The 18,000-nt window shown below is 71.3% G+C and carries 17 protein-coding genes; 14 read left to right on the forward strand and 3 right to left on the reverse strand.

Features of this window, described 5'->3' with window-relative positions:
- Positions 1 to 3: 3 nt before the first annotated feature.
- From ACFXJ8_RS13425 to ligD, 8 genes are all read left to right on the forward strand, one after another.
- Entirely contained in the window at positions 4 to 951 is a 948-nt protein-coding gene (locus tag ACFXJ8_RS13425) for a carbohydrate ABC transporter permease (protein WP_379644142.1), read from the forward strand.
- Positions 948 to 1,814 (forward strand): carbohydrate ABC transporter permease, encoded by an 867-nt coding sequence (locus tag ACFXJ8_RS13430; RefSeq protein ID WP_379644143.1) that lies wholly within the window; start codon positions 948 to 950, stop codon positions 1,812 to 1,814. The genes ACFXJ8_RS13425 and ACFXJ8_RS13430 overlap by 4 nt, the downstream gene beginning before the upstream one ends.
- 33 nt (positions 1,815 to 1,847) lie before the next feature.
- Positions 1,848 to 4,274 carry a discoidin domain-containing protein gene (locus tag ACFXJ8_RS13435; RefSeq protein WP_379644144.1) on the forward strand — a complete coding sequence of 809 codons (2,427 nt, stop codon included), beginning with the start codon at positions 1,848 to 1,850 and terminating at the stop codon, positions 4,272 to 4,274.
- Between the two features lie 33 nt (positions 4,275 to 4,307).
- On the forward strand, positions 4,308 to 6,281 hold the full coding sequence (locus ACFXJ8_RS13440) for a discoidin domain-containing protein (protein ID WP_379644145.1): 1,974 nt from the start codon (positions 4,308 to 4,310) through the stop codon (positions 6,279 to 6,281).
- Between the two features lie 3 nt (positions 6,282 to 6,284).
- Entirely contained in the window at positions 6,285 to 8,024 is a 1,740-nt protein-coding gene (locus ACFXJ8_RS13445; RefSeq protein ID WP_379644146.1) for a beta-galactosidase family protein, read from the forward strand.
- 68 nt (positions 8,025 to 8,092) lie between these two features.
- Complete coding sequence (locus ACFXJ8_RS13450; RefSeq protein WP_379644147.1) at positions 8,093 to 8,842, forward strand: crotonase/enoyl-CoA hydratase family protein; 750 nt, start codon at positions 8,093 to 8,095, stop codon at positions 8,840 to 8,842.
- A gap of 6 nt (positions 8,843 to 8,848) precedes the next feature.
- Positions 8,849 to 9,658, forward strand: a complete 810-nt coding sequence (locus tag ACFXJ8_RS13455; RefSeq protein WP_379644148.1) for a class I SAM-dependent methyltransferase — start codon at positions 8,849 to 8,851, stop codon at positions 9,656 to 9,658.
- A gap of 4 nt (positions 9,659 to 9,662) precedes the next feature.
- The gene (gene ligD / locus ACFXJ8_RS13460; protein WP_379644149.1) at positions 9,663 to 10,832 is read left to right on the forward strand and encodes a non-homologous end-joining DNA ligase; all 1,170 of its coding nucleotides are present in this window, start codon (positions 9,663 to 9,665) and stop codon (positions 10,830 to 10,832) included.
- A gap of 8 nt (positions 10,833 to 10,840) precedes the next feature.
- Here ligD and ACFXJ8_RS13465 read toward each other — a convergent pair whose 3' ends face one another.
- The 3 genes from ACFXJ8_RS13465 to ACFXJ8_RS13475 all read right to left on the reverse strand — a co-directional run bounded on the left by ACFXJ8_RS13465 (position 10,841) and on the right by ACFXJ8_RS13475 (position 12,600).
- A complete protein-coding gene (locus ACFXJ8_RS13465; RefSeq protein WP_379644150.1) occupies positions 10,841 to 11,938 on the reverse strand; it encodes a hypothetical protein in 1,098 nt (365 codons plus the stop codon).
- A gap of 67 nt (positions 11,939 to 12,005) precedes the next feature.
- Entirely contained in the window at positions 12,006 to 12,449 is a 444-nt protein-coding gene (locus ACFXJ8_RS13470) for a nucleoside deaminase (RefSeq protein ID WP_379644151.1), read from the reverse strand.
- Positions 12,450 to 12,471: 22 nt separating this feature from the next.
- Positions 12,472 to 12,600, reverse strand: coding sequence for a winged helix-turn-helix transcriptional regulator (locus tag ACFXJ8_RS13475; RefSeq protein ID WP_379644152.1), 129 nt, complete (start codon positions 12,598 to 12,600; stop codon positions 12,472 to 12,474).
- Between the two features lie 116 nt (positions 12,601 to 12,716).
- Here ACFXJ8_RS13475 and ACFXJ8_RS13480 point away from each other — a divergent pair, with 116 nt between their 5' ends.
- Genes ACFXJ8_RS13480 through ACFXJ8_RS13505 form a run of 6 tightly spaced genes read left to right on the forward strand, consistent with a single transcriptional unit; the run spans position 12,717 to position 17,998 of the window.
- Positions 12,717 to 13,037, forward strand: a complete 321-nt coding sequence (locus tag ACFXJ8_RS13480) for an NADH-quinone oxidoreductase subunit A (RefSeq protein ID WP_379644153.1) — start codon at positions 12,717 to 12,719, stop codon at positions 13,035 to 13,037.
- A complete protein-coding gene (locus tag ACFXJ8_RS13485; protein WP_379644154.1) occupies positions 13,028 to 14,548 on the forward strand; it encodes a hypothetical protein in 1,521 nt (506 codons plus the stop codon). Before ACFXJ8_RS13480 ends, ACFXJ8_RS13485 begins: the two co-directional genes overlap by 10 nt.
- Positions 14,541 to 15,377 (forward strand): NADH-quinone oxidoreductase subunit H, encoded by an 837-nt coding sequence (locus tag ACFXJ8_RS13490; RefSeq protein WP_379644155.1) that lies wholly within the window; start codon positions 14,541 to 14,543, stop codon positions 15,375 to 15,377. Before ACFXJ8_RS13485 ends, ACFXJ8_RS13490 begins: the two co-directional genes overlap by 8 nt.
- Positions 15,377 to 15,868 carry an NADH-quinone oxidoreductase subunit J gene (locus ACFXJ8_RS13495; protein WP_379644156.1) on the forward strand — a complete coding sequence of 164 codons (492 nt, stop codon included), beginning with the start codon at positions 15,377 to 15,379 and terminating at the stop codon, positions 15,866 to 15,868. The genes ACFXJ8_RS13490 and ACFXJ8_RS13495 overlap by 1 nt, the downstream gene beginning before the upstream one ends.
- Complete coding sequence (gene nuoK, locus ACFXJ8_RS13500) at positions 15,858 to 16,163, forward strand: NADH-quinone oxidoreductase subunit NuoK (protein ID WP_379644157.1); 306 nt, start codon at positions 15,858 to 15,860, stop codon at positions 16,161 to 16,163. Before ACFXJ8_RS13495 ends, nuoK begins: the two co-directional genes overlap by 11 nt.
- Complete coding sequence (locus ACFXJ8_RS13505; protein WP_379644158.1) at positions 16,160 to 17,998, forward strand: proton-conducting transporter membrane subunit; 1,839 nt, start codon at positions 16,160 to 16,162, stop codon at positions 17,996 to 17,998. Before nuoK ends, ACFXJ8_RS13505 begins: the two co-directional genes overlap by 4 nt.
- Positions 17,999 to 18,000: the final 2 nt, after the last annotated feature.

Raw genomic sequence — 18,000 nt, forward strand, 5'->3', positions numbered from 1 at the left:
CCGATGGGAGCGGGAACTCTCACCCAGGCGCCCCCGGTGGCGCCGCCGGTCAAGACCAGGGCGCTGCGGCCGGGGCGCGAGCGGGCTTTCTGGCCGTTCCTGCTCCCGGCGCTCGTCGCCTACACCGCGCTGTTCGTCGCGCCCTCGCTGTTCGGGTTCTGGGTCAGCCTCAACAAGTGGGGCGGCCCCGGCACGGAGATGAGCTGGCGGGGCCTGGACAACTATCTGGCGCTGCTGCGCAACGAGGCCTTCGCGCGATCGTTCGTGAACACCTTCGTGATGGCCTTCGTCGGCGGCGCGCTGGTGTTCGGCTTCACGTTCCTGTCGATGGTGGTTCTCAGGCACATCAAGGGCCGGGCCTTCATCCGCTCCGTGATCTTCCTGCCGATGATCATCTCAATGATCGCGGTGGGCGCCGCCATCGGCTTCCTGCTCAACCCCGACGGCGCGGTCAACACGATGCTCGGCTGGCTCGGGCTGGAGGCGCAGCCGTGGCTCGGACCCGACCTGGTCTTCCGCTGCATCATCGGCGGGCTGGTCTGGTCCAGCACCGGCTTCTACGTCGCGCTGATGATGTCGGCCGCCGACTCCATCCCTGCGCACATCTACGAGGACGCCCACCTCATCGGGGCCACCAGGTGGGAGCAGTTCCGCCACATCACGCTGCCGCTGACCTGGGACGTCTTCGCCGTCTCCGCGGTGCTGTGGGTGGTGAACAGCCTGAAGATCTTCGAGATCGTCCTGGCGTTCACCACCGCGGGCACCACGGCCAGCCCGCCGCTGCAGGCCCGGACGGTGGCGGTGCAGCAGTACTACGCGATCAACTCCACCGGCGGGGTTCCCGAGCTGGGCAGGGCCGCCGCGATGGGCATCGTCGTGCTGATCGTCACGGCCGTGCTCATCGTGCTGACCCGCCGCATCACCCGCCGCGACCGAGTGGAGCTGTCATGAGACGCCTTGTCGGCGACGTCCTGCTGCCGAGGGCGACCGCCGGCGCGCTGTGGGCCTGGGTGGCCTTCAACCTCGCGCTGGTCGTCTGGGTCGGCCTCCAGTCGCTCAAGGATTCCGGCGCGATCTGGCTGTCGCCGTTCTCGCTGCCGGCCGATCCGCAGTGGGCCAACTACGCCTCGGCCTGGCAGGCCGCGGGCTTCTCGGCGGCCGCGCTGAACAGCGCGGCGCTGACCCTGCTCGGCTCGCTGCTCATCGTGGGACTGTCCGCACCCGCCGCGTACGTGCTGGCCCGCTCCAACCGGCGGGTCGCCGGGCCGCTGACCAGCTACTTCGCGATGGGGCTGAGCATTCCGCTGCAGACCGTCGTGATCCCCATCGTCGTGGTCAAGCTGTCGCTCTACACGTTCATGGAGGACTGGGTCACCGGCTGGTGGGACAACCGCATCACGCTACTGATCTTCCAGGTGGTGCTGTCGCTGCCGTTCGCGGTGTTCGTGCTGACCGGCTACATGCGCTCGCTGCCCCACGAGATCGAGGAGGCCGCCGAGATCGACGGCGCGGGGCCGCTGCGGGCCTTCGTCCGGGTCGTGCTGCCGGTCGCCAGGCCGGGAGTCACGACCGTGCTCGTGCTCAACATCATCGGCCTGTGGAACGAGACGCTGCTCGTGCTGCTGATCGCACCGCTGCCCGACGAGCGCACGCTGCCCGCGGCGCTGCTCAACCTCTACAGCACCATGCAGTACAGCTCCGACTGGGGCGGTCTGTTCGCCGGGATCGTGATCCTGGTCTACCCCATGATCGTGCTCTACCTCTGGCTGGGCCGCCGCATCGTCGAGGGCATGACGGCCGGAATCAGCAAATAACCCCCCAAAGAACCCCCCGAAAGGAACAGAGTCTTGGGTACTCGGTTCAGGTGGGCAGGGCTCGCCCTGCTCGCCGCGATGCTGCCGTTCGCCGCACCCGCCCACGCGGAATCCGCGCAAACAGCGGCAGGCAAGACCTACTATGTGGACGCCGAGTCGGGCGACGACGCGGCCTCCGGCACCGGCGAGTCGTCCGCGTGGAAAACCCTGGCCAAGGCCAGCGCGCTCACGCTGGGACCCGGTGACCGGCTGCTGTTCAAGGCGGGCCAGCGCTGGAGCGGTCAGCTGACCGTGCAGGGAGCCGGGCGGCCCGGCCGTCCCGCTCTGGTCGGCTCGTACGGCACCGGCGCCAAGCCGGTCATCGACGGGCAGGGCCGGTTCGACGTCGCGATGCGCATCAGCAACGTGCACGACTTCGTGGTGGACGGGCTGGAGGTGACCAACGACAGTGACGACACCTCGGCCTACCGCAGCGTCGTGAACCTGTTCGCCAAGGACGCGGGCAAGCTGGAGAACGTCACGCTGCGCAACCTGAACATCCACGGCGCCAACGGCCAGGGCGGTCACAGCGTCGGCGCGGCCGGCCTGCTGATCTCGATCAGGGGCAACCAGGTCCCCACCTACTTCCACAACCTGGTCGTGGAGAAGAACGAGATCTCCGACATCGGCTCCTACGGGATCATCATGTGGTCCACCTGGTCGCGCAGGAGCGGCATGACGAGCCTGTACCCGGTGGAGACCGGCATCCCGGACAGCGAGGTCGTCACCTGGACGCCGAGCACCGGGGTGCGGATCCGCGACAACTACGTCCATGACGTGACCGGCGGCGGCATCACCCCGATGCACACCAAGGGCGCGGTGATCGAGGGCAACAAGGTCGAGCGGGCCGTACGCGGACGCACCAAGACCACCGGCGGCAACGTCGGCATCTGGTGGCAGGGCAACGACGACATCGTCATCCAGCGCAACGAGGTCTCGCACACCGGCTTCAACGGACCGGGCTCCGACGGCCACGGCTTCGACAACGACGCCGACAACAACCGCAGCCTCATCCAGTACAACTACAGCCACGACAACGACGGCGGCTTCTTCCTGGCCGTCTCCTTCGCCGCGGCCCCGACCAGGGACACCGTCGTCCGCTACAACATCAGCAGGAACGACGGCTACGAGTCACTGGCCGCCTCCACCGCCACGGTCAACACCCACTTCCTCAACAACACGATCTACGCCACCACGCGGGTCGTCGAGGTCAAGCCGCCCTTCAGCGGCGCGGGCAAGTACCCGCTGGAGCGCATCGTCCGGCTCTACAACAACGCCGCCGGCGTGACCGTGCGCAACAACGTCTTCATCAACCTGCAGGGCGCCGGATTCGACAACAAGAACGGCACCGTCTACGACCACAACCTCTACTGGGGCACCGAGCAGCCGCCGACCGGCAACGACCACGCCGCGATCAAGGCCGACCCCAAGCTGGCCGCCCCCGGCCAGGAGGCTCCCGAGAGCTACCGCCCGCTCGACGGCTCGCCCGTCTTCGACGCCGGGGTGTCCGTCGACGGCGACCTCGACTACGCCGGTGTCGCCATCCCGGACGGCGCCCCCGACCTGGGCGCCTTCCAGCGGGAGCTCGCCCCGGCGAAGGTGAGCGGCTCGCTGGTGCCCAAGGGTCACCTGGAGCGGCTGGCCGACCGCGACCCCGCCACCTACTGGGAGAGCGTCGCCAAGCCGCGCCTGCCCGGCACCGTGGACCTGGCCTACGACCGTCCCCGCACCTTCGCCGCCATCACAATGTCGGCCTCCCGCGCCGCCTCGCGCGGCGTCACCGACGTGGACGTGCAGACCTTCGACGGCACCGCCTGGGTGACCAGGGCGAGCGGCAAGCCGTCCTGGCAGAGCGACGACGACACCGTCGAGCGGCAGACCATCGCGTTGACCGAGCCCGTCACCGCCGACCGCGTGCGGCTGGTCGTCAAGGCCGCCGGGACCGGGAGTGTGCGGATCAACGAGGTCGCCCTCGCCGTGCCCGCGGCGCGCGAGCCGTACCAGCCGGGGCCGCAGGCGCAGGTGACCACCACGTTCCCGACCTCGCCCACGCACACGCTCGACGCCCTGACCGACGGCGACCCCGCCAGCCCCTGGGCCTCGGTGTCGGAGGGGGTGAGCTTCCCCGGCGAGTTCGTCGTCGACTACGGCAAGGCGCGGCAGATCGCCACCGTCACCCTGCACACGGCCTGGGCCAAGGGCCAGGGCATCACCGACGTGTCGCTCGACACCTGGGACGGCTCGGCGTGGGTCCCGCAGGTCGCCCACCACCTGACCGGATGGCAGGAGAGCAGCGCCAAGGTCGAGACCAGCACCATCACCCTGCCGCAGCCGGTCACCACGCAGAAGCTGCGCCTGACCGTCCACCAGGCCAACCACCAGTGGGGCAACATCGCCCTCTACGAGATCGTCACCGCCTGATCCACGCCGTCACACCCCCCGAAAGGATCGAAGGTGCGCTTTTCTCTCATGCTGCTCCCGCTCGCCCTCCTCTTACCGGCCGCCCCGGCGGCGGCCCAGACTGCGGTGGGCACCACCTACTACGTCGACGCCGCCGCCGGCGACGACGCCAACTCCGGGCAGAGCACCTCCGCCGCCTGGAAGAGCCTCGCCAAGGCGAACCAGCTCACCCTGGGCCCCGGTGACCGGCTGCTGTTCAAGGCCGGGCAGCGCTGGCAGGGCCAGCTCGCGATCAAGGGCGCGGGCGCTCCCGGCAGCCCCGCTCTGGTCGGCTCCTACGGCACCGGCGCCAAGCCGGTCATCGACGGCCAGGGCCAGGTCGACGTGGCGGTCAAGCTGACCAACGTGCACGACCTGACGCTCGACGGCTTCGAGGTGACCAACTGGAGCGACGGCACCACGCCGCGCAGCGGGGTGAACCTGTTCGCCAAGGACGCCGGCAAGCTGTCCAACATCACCCTGCGCAACCTCGACATCCACGACGTGGACGGTCCGGGCGGCAGCCACGTCGGGGCGGCCGGGCTGATGGTGTCGATCCGGGGCAACACGACGCCGACCTTCTTCGACAACCTGCTGATCGAGGGCAACGAGGTCAGCAGGATCCGCTCCTACGGGATCATCACCTGGTCCACCTGGTCGCGACGTAACGGGATGACGAGCCTGTACCCGGTGGAGACCGGCATCCCGGACAGCGAGGTCGTCACCTGGACGCCGAGCACCGGCGTGCGGATCCGCGACAACTACGTGCACGACGTCACGGCGGGCGGCATCACCCCCATGCACACCAAGGGCGCCGTCGTCGAGGGCAACAGGGTGCACAAGGCCGCGACGGGCCGCCTCAACACCAAGGGCGGCAACGTCGGCATCTGGTGGCAGGGCAACGACGACCTGCTCGTCCAGCGCAACGAGGTGTCGGGCACCGGCTTCAACGGGCCTGGCACCGACGGGCACGGCTTCGACGCCGACGCCGACAACAACCGCAGCCTCGTCCAGTACAACTACAGCCACGACAACGACGGCGGCTTCTTCATCACCGTCTCCTTCTCCGGTGCCCCGACCAGGGACACCACCGTCCGGTACAACCTGAGCAAGGACGACGGCTACGAGGTCTTCAGCCTGTCGACCGAGACCTCGGGCGCCGAGATCTACAACAACACGATCTACGCCAGCGGCCGCGTCGTGGTGGTACACCCGCCCTACACCGGCGCGGGCAGCTACCCGCTCGGCAGGATCGTGCACATCTACAACAACGCCAGCGGCGTCAAGATCCGCAACAACGTCTTCCACAACCAGACCACCGCGGGCTACGACACGCGCAACAACCCCCTCTACGACGCCAACGTCTACCTCGGCCCCGCGCCGTCGGGCGACCTCAACGCCGTCAAGCAGGACCCCAAGCTGGTCGCGCCCGGCATCTCCAGCGCCGACGGATACCAGCTGCGCGCCGACTCGCCCGCACGGGCGCGCGGCGTGAGCCTGGCGCCGGCGATCACCGACTACTTCGGCAACCCCGTCGACGCCACCGCGCCCGACCGCGGCTTCCACCAGTTCACCGGGGCGCCCCCGCGGGCGGTGGTCACCACCTCCTACGCCCAGCTCGGCAACCACCACCCGTTCAGGATCGTCGACGGCGACGTCAACACCTCCTGGTCCAGCGCCGCCAGCGGCATCACCTTCCCCGGCACCATCGACGTGGACTACCGGCAGGCCAGGAGCGTCGGCGCGCTCACCCTGCACACCGCGTGGGCCACCGGCCAGGCGATCACCGAGCTGGACGTGCAGACCTGGAACGGCTCGGCCTGGGTCACGCAGGTCGCAGGCGCGAAGCTCACCTGGTCAGGCAACACCGCCACGGTCGAGAACCGGACGATCACCCTGCCCCAGCCGGTGACCACCCAGAAGGTGCGGCTGGTGGTGCGAAAGGCCAACCTGAAGTGGGGCAACTTCGCCCTCTATGAGATCAGCTAGGAGATGACGACGGTGCTCAGCGGTGCCATGCACTACTTCCGGACCCTGCCGCAGCAGTGGCCGGACCGGCTCGGCAAGCTCAGGGCGATGGGCCTGGACACGGTCGAGACGTACGTGCCGTGGAACCTGCACGAACCGAGGCCCGGCGAGTTCGTCTTCGACGGACTCGCCGACCTGGAAGGGTTCCTGCTGGCCGCCGCTGAGGCCGATCTCCGGGCGATCGTACGGCCGGGGCCGTACATCTGCGCGGAATGGGAGAACGGCGGGCTGCCAGCGTGGCTGCCCGGCCCGCTGCGCTGCCACGACCCGCGCTTCCTCGAACCCGTCGACAGGTTCTTCGACGAGCTGATCCCGCGCATCGCCCGCCACCAGGTCACCAGGGGCGGCAACGTGTGCATGGTGCAGGTGGAGAACGAGTACGGCTCCTACGGCAGCGACCCTGCCTACCTGCGCCACCTGGCCGACGGACTGACGGCCAGAGGGATCGACGTGCCGCTGTTCACCTCCGACGGCGCCTCCGACCTGATGCTCACCGGCGGCACCGTGCCGGGCATCAGGGCCACCGCCAACTTCGGCCGCCGCGCCGCCGAGCAGTTCGCCGAGCTGGCCAGGCACCGGCCCGGCGACGAGCCGTTCTGCATGGAGTTCTGGAACGGCTGGTTCGACCACTGGGGCGACCAGCACACCACCCGCGACGCCGCCGACGCCGCCGCCACGCTGGAGGAGATCCTCTCGCTCGGCGGCTCGGTCAACCTCTACATGGCCGTCGGCGGCACCAACTTCGGCTTCACGGCCGGGGCGAACGCGGGCGGCCCGCACGCCGACGGCGCCTACGAGCCGACCGTCACCAGCTACGACTACGACGCGCCGATCTCCGAGAGCGGCGCCCTGACCCCGAAGTTCTGGGCCTACCGCGAGGTGCTGGGCCGCCACACCGACCTGCCGCCCGCCCCTGCCGACCGGCCCTCGACGCTGCCGCGGGGCCGCGTCGAGCTGACCGAGCGGCTGGCCCTGCTCGACTGCCTCGACGTGCTGTCATCTGGGACCGTCCGCAGCGCGGCCACCAGGACCTTCGAGGAGCTCGGCCAGCCGTACGGACTGGCCGTCTACCGGACCAGGGTGCCGGGGCCGCGCGGCGAGGAGCTGCCGCTGCGGGTCAAGGGCCTGCACGACCGGGCGCACGTCCTGGTCGACGGGCTGCCCGTGGGCGTGCTGGAGCGTGACCGGGTGACCTCCGTCCCCCTCAAGACCGGGCCGGAGGGCGCGGAGCTCACGCTGGTCGTGGAGGCGATGGGCAGGGTCAACTACGGGCCGCTGACCGGCGAGCGCAAGGGCATCCTGGACGGCGTGCTGCACGAGCGGCAGTACCTGTTCGGCTGGGAGATCGACCCGCTGCCGCTGTCCGACCTCTCCCCGCTGCCGTGGGGTAGGGCGACGAGCGCGGCGGGCCCGTCGTTCCACCGCGGTGTCCTGCACGTGGAGGAGGTCCGCGACGGCTTCCTCGCGCTGCCCGGCTGGGTCAAGGGGCACGTCTGGGTCAACGGCTTCCACCTGGGCCGCTACTGGGACAGAGGCCCGCAGGTCACCCTCTACGTGCCGGGGCCGCTGCTGCGCGAGGGCGGCAACGAGATCGTCGTCCTGGAGCTCGACGCGGTCCCCGGCGAGCCGGTCGCCGAGATCCGGCCGGAGCCGGACCTCGGGCCGAGCCGTACCTATGACAGCTGGTTCGCCGAGGAGGACTAGCCGGAGCCTGTGACAGTCTGGAGGGGCGCCACCCGCGAGCAGGGCCCGACCCCCCGACGGAGGACGAGATGACCGTGCGAACCGAACGAGAAGGCCCCGTCACCACGGTGATCCTGTCCAGGCCGGAGGTCCGCAACGCCGTCGACCGCGAGAGCGCCGAGGCGCTGGTCGAGGCGTTCACCGCGTTCGAGGCGTCCGACGCGGCCGTCGCCGTCCTGTGGGGCGAGGGCGGCGCGTTCTGCGCGGGCGCCGACCTCAAACGCCTCGACAACCACGTGGGGGAGGACGGCGGTGGCCCCATGGGCCCGACCAGGATGCGTCTGTCGAAGCCCGTCATCGCCGCCGTGGCAGGACACGCGGTCGCGGGCGGCCTCGAACTTGCCCTCTGGTGCGACCTGCGGGTGGCCGAGGACAACGCGGTGTTCGGCGTCTTCTGCCGCCGCTGGGGCGTGCCCCTGATCGACGGCGGCACGGTACGGCTGCCGCGCCTCATCGGCCTGTCCCAGGCCATGGACCTGATCCTCACCGGCAGGCCCGTCCACGCCGACGAGGCGCTGCGCATGGGACTGGCCAACAGGGTCGTCCCCGAGGGCGAATCCCGCCAGGCGGCCGAGCGGCTGGCCCACGACCTGGCCCGCTTCCCCCAGACGTGCCTGCGCGGCGACCGGATGTCCGCCCTCGAACAGGCGGCGATGACCGAGGAGGACGCGATCGTCAACGAACTACGCCACGGCCTGGCCGCCCTGGGCGAGGCGGCGGACGGCGCCGCCCGCTTCGCCGCGGGAGCCGGCCGCCACGGCGACTTCTCCACCCTCTGACCGCCCATGAACGACGACGTCCACCGCTACAACAGAGATCGATGGGAAGCGCTCGCGGCGGCCGACGCCCTGTTCACCCGGCCGAGGCTCGACCTGGACGCGGCGGCGGCCCGCGCGTACCTGCGCCTGGAGCAGCTTGCGATCACCGAGGAGCTGACCGGCACGAGGGTGCTGTGCCTGGCCGGCGGAGGAGGCCAGCAGTCGGCCGCCTTCGCGCTCCTCGGCGCCGACGTGACCGTACTCGACATCTCCCCTGGGCAACTGGCCCGCGACCGCGTGGCGGCCGAGCACTACGGCGTCGAGACCCGCACCGTCGAAGGGGACATGCGTGACCTGTCGGCCTTCGAGGCCGCCTCGTTCGACCTGGTCTGGCACCCGTACTCGCTGACCTTCGTGCCGGACTGCCGGGTCGTCTTCCGCGAGGTGGCGCGCGTCACGAGAGCGGGCGGCCGGTACTACCTGATGTGTGCCAATCCCTTCTTCTCCGGGCTCACCCACGCATCATGGAACGGGGAGGGCTACACGCTCAAGGACCCCTACGTGAACGGCGCCAGGACCTCCTACCCCGACCAGGAATGGGTCTACGACCGGGCCGAAGCCACGATCGGCCAACCCGTGGAGTACCGGCAGACGCTCAGCCACCTCATGAACGGCCTGATCGGCGAGGGCTTCGTGCTGACGTTCCTGTCCGAGATCACGGCCGGCGATCCGGAGGCGGCGCCGGGGAGCTGGGGACACTTCACCGACGTGGCCCCGCCCTGGCTGGAGCTCGTCTGGCGGCTTAAGGGATCTTGTCAGTGGGCTCACGTAGGGTGAAACCATGCCGGACATCGACGGTGTGACGATCACCAGCCCGGACAAGGTGGTCTTCCCGCAGGGCGGGCGGACCAAGCTCGACCTGGTCCACTACTACCAGGCGGTCGCCGAGGGCGCCCTGCGCGGCGTCCACGGGCGGCCCATGATTCTCAAGCGGTTCGTCCACGGCATCGAGCAGGAGGCCTTCTTCCAGAAGCGCGCCCCCGCCAAGCGCCCCTCCTGGATCGAGGTCGCCGAGCTGCGCTACCGGTCGGGGCGCAGCGCCGAGGAGGTCGTCGTCACCGACGCCCGCCAGCTGCTGTGGGTGGTCAACCTGGGCTGCGTCGACCTCAACCCGCATCCCGTACGGGCCGCCGACCTGGCCCACCCCGACGAGTTGCGCATCGACCTCGACCCGGTGCCCGGCGTGCCGTGGGGTCAGGTGCTGGAGACTGCGCAGGTGGCGCGCGAGGTGCTCGCCGACCACGGGCTGGTCGCCTGGCCGAAGACGTCGGGTTCGCGGGGCTTCCATGTCTACGCCCGCATCACGCCCGACTGGGACTTCTCGCAGGTACGGCAGGCGGCCGAGGCCGTGGCCCGCGAGGTCGAGCGGCGCGCACCCGACCTGGCCACCAGCCGGTGGTGGAAGGAGGAGCGGCAGGGCGTCTTCGTCGACTACAACCAGAACGCCTACGACCGCACCGTCGCCTCCGCCTACTCCGTCAGGCCGGTCGGCGACGCCCGCGTGTCCACGCCCTTGACGTGGGACGAGGTGCCAGGCTGCCGGCCCGAGGAGTTCACGATCGACACCGTGCCCAAGCGGTTCGCCGCGCTCGGCGACCCGTGGGAGGACATGGACCTGCACGCCGGCTCGCTCACCTCGCTGCTGGAGCTGGCCGAGGCGCAGGGGCCGCCACCCGAGCGCACCGAGCTGCCGCTCGTCGAGATCGCCAGGGCGCAGCACAAGGACGAGGCGCTGGCGGGACTGGAGGCGTGGAAGGCTCGCCACGCGGACGTCGTGGGGTTCCTCGAGCCCGCCGACGTGCTGGTCGACGGGATGCGGGGGCGCAGCAGCGTGTGGTACCGGATCAGGGTCAACCTGCAGCACGTGCCCGAGGGGATGCGGCCCGAGCAGGAGGCGCTGGAGGTCGATTACAACCCGTGGCCCGCCGACTGGCGCCCACCCGAGCCCTAGACCGGATCTCAGACCATGCCTTCCTCCAACGCGCCCTCCTCCAGCGCGCGGTCCAGCTCGGCGATCACGCCGGTGACGGGAGTGCAGGCAGGCAGGCGGGGCGCGGCGAAGTAGCCGGGCTTGTGCGCTCGCAGCAGCGCCTCGCCGTCCAGCCGCCAGGTGAAGCCGCGCCGCCCCAGCAGCGCCGCGAACACCTCGCCCGCCCGCTCGTGGTCGCGCGCCGCCAGGAGCCTGACCGGCACGGGGGAGACCGCGTCGCCCCTCAGGTAGCGGCTGACGGCATCGCGGTAGCGGCCCCTGGTCACCAGAGAGGGGTCGGCGAAGGCCGCCTCGACCGCGGCGAAGTCGGTGTAGTAGCCGAGCCCGTCGCGCTCGTCGAAGATCAACGCGACGCTCTCCTCCTCGTGGAGATGGTCGGGGAACTCCAACGACGTGAACGCCCGCATCCGCGCCGCGACCTCCTCACCCCGCAGCACGACCAGGTCGGAGCCGAAGTGCTCGACGAACTGCCGCCGCTGCGCGGCCTGGATCTGCCACGCCTCGGCCAGCAGGGCCGGATTGCGGAACACCCTGGCCGGGTGGCGCAGCGCGACCTCGGCCGCCGAGCGCACCAGGTGCGCTCGCGCCTCGGCGGTGTAGACGGCGGGGGTGGCACTGATCATCCAGTCGTCCAGCGTGACCGGGATGAGCCGCCCGACCATGAACATCCCCGGATCGAGCACGTCGAAGGCGGCCTCACCCAGATCGGAGTGGGCGGTGTAGGTCAACTCGTCGATCAGGTTGAACAGGATGATCGCCGGGCCCGCGACCGTGCGCACCTCGAAGATGCCCTCGACCACGTCCTTCCAGCCGAGCACCATGGCACGCTCGGCCTCGTGCAGCTCGGGACGCTCGGCCACGAACCTGTCGACCAGCAGGTCGCCGCCGGGAAGGCGGTACTCCAGCGCGAAGTGGTCGAGCGCGAGCGCGGAGGTCGCCTCGTCAGTGATCACCCCGTCGGGGAAGAAACGGCTGTAGACCAGGCCGAGTTCCCTGGTGAACCGTCCTGACACCGCGAACTCCAGCAACTCCGGCTTCAGCTCCCCGGCACGCGCGAGTAGATCCATGGGGCGACCTTAGCCGCGAGCCTGGCCGCCTTGCGGTGATTTTCGGTAACCGGAAAGGGACAGTCTGTTACTCCTCCGGCTGCCCGATGTCCTCGTTCCAAACCTGCGGCCACCGCTCGATGAACGCCGCCATCAGCGCGCGGCATTCGGCGGAGTCGACCACCACGACCTCCACGCCGTGGGCGATCAGGAGATCCTCGCGGCCCATGAACGTGCGGTTCTCGCCGATCACCACGCGCGGGATCTCGTAGAGCAGGATCGCGCCGGTGCACATCGCGCACGGCGACAGCGTCGTGTACATGGTGGAGCGCCGGTAGACGTGCGCGCTCCTGCGGCCCGCGCGTTCCAGCGCGTCGGTCTCGCCGTGGCGGATGACGCTGCCCTCCTGCACCCTGCGGTTACGGCCGGCGCCGAGCACCTGGCCGTCGGCCACCAGCGCCGCCCCCACGGGCACCCCGCCCTCGGCCAGCCCGGCGCGGGCCTGTTCGACGGCGATCTCCAGGAAGTCCATGGGGCCACCCTAGAACGATCGGCTACAGCGCCGGCTGGTCCGCCCACCTGTCGGCCCACGTCATCAGCGGGCGCATCACCTCGACCAGCGCCGCGCCGCTCTCGGTGAGCGAGTAGCTGGTCGAACCCCTCGCCCGGCTCGACCTGGACATCTGACCTGCCCCTTCGCCATCGCGCCGGGTCCAAGGGGCTGGGCCGGCGGGGGTGGTTCACCTGTGATCAGCGGGGGTACTACGCACCCTAGTACCTGTCTGGCGCGGGGGTGATCATGACAGCGGTCCTGGCCGTTCTCGGTCTGCTCGCCGCGGGGGTGGCGGGGGTGTACCTGGTCTCTCTGCGCGTCGCGCCCGCAAGCGTCATGCCGTTCCCCGCACTGCCCGAACACGCGCTGTCCCGCTTCCACGTGCGCTGGTACGCGGTGACGCTCGTCTTCCTCGCCTTCGACATGGAGATGGTCTTCATGTACCCGTGGGCGCTCGTCGTCGCGGAGGTGGGCGCGGAGGCGGTGGTGGAGATGTTCGTCTTCCTCGGACTGCTGATGGTCGGCGTCCTGTACGCGTGGCGTGAAGGGGCGCTGCGGTGGGCCTGACCGGCTGGCTCGCGCGGGCGGCGGCGCGCGGCCCCAGGCCTCTGGTCGTCGCCGCGCCCTTCGGCACGCGCGCGCGGCTGCTGGTGGAGGCGGAGGTGGCCGGGCGGGGATGGCTGCCCGCCCCCTCTCCCGCGGCGGCGAGCGTGCTCGTGGTGTGCGGCGCGCCGGGGGAGAGACTGGCCGAGCTGGTACGGCAGGCGTGGGCGGCCGTCCCGCGCCCCCGGGCGTTGGTGGAACTGCCGGGGACGGTGAGCGCAGCCGAGGTGGCGCAGCGCCTGGACCAGGCGGTCGCCGCGCTGGCTGGAGCCCGCCCGGACGACGACGGCGAACCGCACCCCCAGGACGGCCCGCACCCACCGGAAACCGACGACCACGGGAGCCACGACCACGGGAGCCACGAGCAGGGGAGCCACGACCACGGGAACCACGAGCAGGGGAGTCACGAGCAGGGGGGTCACGAGCACGGGAACCACGGTCACGGGGATCGCGGGGGTGGAGATCACGAGCACGGGCACCGTGAGCACGGCGGACATGAGCACGGCGGACATGAGCACGGCGGACATGAGCACGGCGGACATGAGCACGGCGGACATGAGCATGGCGGACATGCGCATGGCGGCCACGAACACGGTGCTGGCGGGAACGGGGGACACGCGCATCACATGGGCAGCCCCGGCGGACTGGCGATGGCCACCAGGGGCGACGACCGGGACGGTCTGCGGCTCGACCGGCTCCACGTCCCCCTCGGCCCGATCCTCCCCGACTGGCCGGCGGGTCTGATCGTCCACACCGTCCTGCAGGGCGACGTCATCCAGGAGGCCAGGGTCGAGGTCCTTCCGAGCGGCGGCGGCCCCGGCGTGCCGTACTGGATCGAGCCGTGGGTGCGCTCGGGCCCGGTGACCGGTGGCGAGGGCACGCGACGGCGGGCGGCGGCGCGGCTCGACGGCCTCGCGCGGCTCCTGGGCGTCGCGGGCTGGCCCTCGGCCGCCGCGCAGGCCCGCCTCCTGCGCAACAGCCTCCTCCGCTCCGACCTCCAAGGCCCCGGCCTTCCGCCCGACAGCCCCGGCCTTCCGCCCGACAGCCCCGGCCGCCCGCCCGACAGCCCTGGCCTCCCGCCCGACAGTTCCGACCCCGGGGACCGGCACCCCGGATGGGACCGGCTGCCCGGATGGGACCGGCTCCCCGGAAGGGGGCGCCTTCCCGGCAGTGCCGAGGGGAACTGGGCGGGCGACGAGGCGGCGGCGCGGGCGTTCGGCCGGTTCGATCGCCGGGTGCGCCGCTCTCGCGTCCTGCGCTGGATGCTCAAGGACCTCGGCACCCTCGACGGCACCGACGTGCTGGGCCGGATGGAGCGCATGCTCGACGACATCCGTACCCCACCCGACGGCCCCCCGCCACCCGGCCCCGCGCTCGACCGCCTCCCCGAGCTGCTGGCAGGCACGGAGCTGGCCCAGGCCAGGCTGATCGTCGCCGGCCTTGACCCCGACGTCGAGCAGGTGCTCCATGCGTGAACTGCTCGCCCTCGCGGCCCTCGCGCTCGGCGCGGCGATACTGGACGGCGCGCTCACCACCCGCTCGCCGGCCGCAGCGCTGCGCGAGACGGCCAGGCTGCTGCTCCAGCAGCGCCGCTGCACGCTGCTGCCCGACACGCCGCTCATGCGGATCGGGGTCATCAGCCTGCCCTTCGTCGCCACCCTCGCCATGGTCGTCCTGCCGCTGGACGGCGCGCCGCTGGTCGACTCCAGCGTCGGTATCGTCTGGTTCAACGCCATGGAGGTCTGCGCCTGGGCCTCCCTGTGGCTGACCGGCTGGGGCTGCAACTCGGTCTACCCCCTGATCGGCGGCTACCGCTTTCTCGCGCAGGGGCTGGCCTACGAGCTGCCGCACATGTTCGCGCTGATCACGGCGGCGCTCGGCGCGGGCTCGCTCGACCTGCGAGTCGTGGAGGAGGCGCAGCGGGGAGCGTGGTTCGCGCTCTGGATGCCCGTGGCCTTCGCCATCTATCTGGTCTCCGCGCTGGCGATGGCGTTCTGGGGCCCCATGAGCCGGCCGCTCGGAACCGACCTGGCCGGAGGGGTGACGGCCGAGCTGTCGGGGCCCGACCGGCTGGTCTTCCAGGCGGGGCGCTACCTCATGCTCGCGGTGGCGGCGTGGGCGGCGGGGCCGCTGTTCCTCGGTGGCGGAAGCCTGCTGAAGGCGGCGGTGGTGCTGGCATTCCTCGTGCTGGTCAGGCACAGGGTCCCGGCGATCAGGATGGACCGCTTCACGCAGGCCTCGTGGCTGGTCCTGCTGCCGCTGGCGCTGCTGCAACTGCTCGTGGTGGGAATCGTGGTGATCTGATGCTGTTCTGGGTGCTGGCCGTCGCGTCGGTGGGGTTCGGCGTCGCGGTGTTCGCGGTCGACTCGATGGCGCGAGCGACGTTCGCGCTGCTGGCCTCCTTCCTCTGCGTCGGGCTCACGTTCCTGCTGATCGACCTGGCCTACCTCGGCGTGCTGATCATTCTGATGATGGTCATGGAAATGATGATCATGGCGGTGTTCATGATCATGTTCATGATGAACCCCGCGGGGCTCATGCCGATGACGATGGTCCACAACAACCGCGGCGCGGCGCTGATCGCGGCCGCGGTGTTCGCCGCCCTGGCGGCGGGCGCGCTGCTGACGCCGTGGCCCGAACGCAGGGGGCGGCCGCCATCCGATCCCGCGCACGCCCTCGGGCTGGCGATCATGGGGCCGCAGATGCTGGTGATGATCGTCCTCGGGGTCGCCATCCTGGCCACCATGATCGCTGCCGTCGTACTCGCGACACACAGGGGGCGCTATGACGCTTGAGTCCTTCCTGCTGCTGGCCGCCGCGCTGTTCGCCATCGGTGTGTACGGCGCGCTGTCCCAGCAGTCGATCGTGATGCTGATGATGGGCCTCGAGCTCATGATCAACGGCGTGCTCGTCGCGGGCGGCGCGTTCTGGTACTTCCTTGCCCCTACCGCCGCCGACGGCCAGGTCCTCGTGCTGGTCGCGCTGACGGTGATGGCGCTGGAGATGGCCATGGGCTTCGCCGTGGTCACCGCCATCTTCAGGGCCCGCGAGGTCGACACCACCGACGAGGCGGGAGACCTCAAGGGATGAGCGCCGTGCTGCCGGGGCTGCCGCTGCTCGCGGGCGGGCTGCTGGTCTGGCTGCGGCGCGCCGACAGGATCGCCGCGCCCGCCGCCGTGCTGGTCGCCCTGGTGACGCTGGCGCTGGCCTGCTGGGCGGCGGCGGTCAGGCCGCGGCTGTCCTTCGAGCTGTTCGGCGGCCTGGCGGCGGGGCTGGCGATCGACGGGCTGTCGGCGGTGATGGCGGTGACGGTCGCGGCGGTGTCGCTGGCCGTCCTGGTCTTCGCCGCGGGCGACGTGCGCGCGGACAGGAGCAGGTTCTTCGGCCTGATGCTGGTGTTCGTCGGCGCGATGCTGCTCACCGTCACCGCCACCGACCTGGTGCTGCTGCTGATGGGGTGGGAGCTGATGGGCGCGATGTCCTACGCGCTGATCGGCTTCTGGTGGCGCGAGCCCGACCGCGTGAGGTCGGCGACCGTCGCCTTCGTCACCACCCGCGCGGGCGACCTCGGCCTGTACTTCGCCGCCGGCTGCGCGCTCGCCGCCAGGCCCGGCCATCAGGACGCGTTCACCCTGGCGGGGCTGGCGGACACGGCGGGCCCGTGGCGCGACCTGATCGCGGCGGGGGTCGTGCTGGCCGCGCTGGGCAAGTCGGCCCAGCTGCCGTTCTCGTTCTGGCTGTCCAGGGCGATGGCGGGCCCGAGCCCCGTCTCGGCGCTGCTCCACTCGGCCACGATGGTGGCCGCGGGCGCCTACCTGCTGCTGCGCCTGCAACCCCTGCTGGCGGCCACCGGCTGGGCAGCGGCGTTGGTGGCGTGGGCGGGAGCGCTGACCGCACTGCTGCTGGGCGCCGTGGCCGTGGCGCAGCGCGATCTGAAGCAGCTGCTGGCCGCCTCGACCTGCGCCCAGCTCGGGTTCATGGTGCTGGCGGCGGGCGTCGCGGCCGTGGCGGGCGGCGCGGCGCACCTGGTCGCGCACGCCGCCGTCAAGAGCCTGCTGTTCCTCTGCGCGGGCGCGTGGCTCACCTCGATGGGCACCAGAGACCTGGGCGAGCTGCGCGGGGCGGCGCGCCGTCACCGGCTGGTCGGCGTCACCTTCGCCGTGGGCGGGCTGGCGCTGGCGGGCGTGCCGCCGCTGTCGCTGTGGGTCACCAAGGACATGGTCCTGACGGCTGTGCCGTCCGCGCCGCTGCGCGTGGTCGCGCTGGGCGGCGCGCTGCTGGCCGCCGCCTACGCCACCAAGGCCGTCGTCGCCGTCTGGAGCGACGGCCAGCGGCAGGGGCGCCCGGTGGGGATGCTCGAACGGCTTCCGCTTCCGGCGCTCGCCGTGGTCGCGGCGGCCTTCGGGGTCGTCGGCCTGCCCGCGGTGTTCGGGCCATGGTCCGCGCTGCTGGGCGACCTGTCGGCGCGCGCCCCGGGCGCGGGGGAGCTGGCGCTGTCGGGCGGGCTGGCCGTCGCCGTGGTGATGATCGCAACCCGGGTACGGCCTGCCGTACCGGCGACACCGGGGACGGATGAACGGCCTGCCGTACCGGCGATCCTGGCGGACTGGCTGCGCCTGGAGAAGCTGGCGGTCGCGACGGTGTGGCGGCCCGCCGACCGGCTGGCTCATGCGCTGGCCAGGTTCGACGACCAGGTGATCGGCGGCGCGGTACGGGCCGTGCCCAGGCTCGCCGTCGCCGCCGCCCGCCTGGCCAGAAGTCCCTTCGAGGCGGGCGTCGACGGCCTGGTCAGGACGGTCGCCGGCGGCGCGGCGCGAGCGGGTGAGCTGGCCAGGCGCCCGCAGACCGGGCAGGTCCACACCTACTTCGCCCAGGCGGTGGTCGGCCTGCTCCTGCTCGCCGTCGTGCTCGTCCTGGTGAGGTGAGG

This window comes from Nonomuraea sp. NPDC059194, assembly GCF_042754765.1.
Taxonomy (GTDB): Bacteria; Actinomycetota; Actinomycetes; order Streptosporangiales; family Streptosporangiaceae; genus Nonomuraea.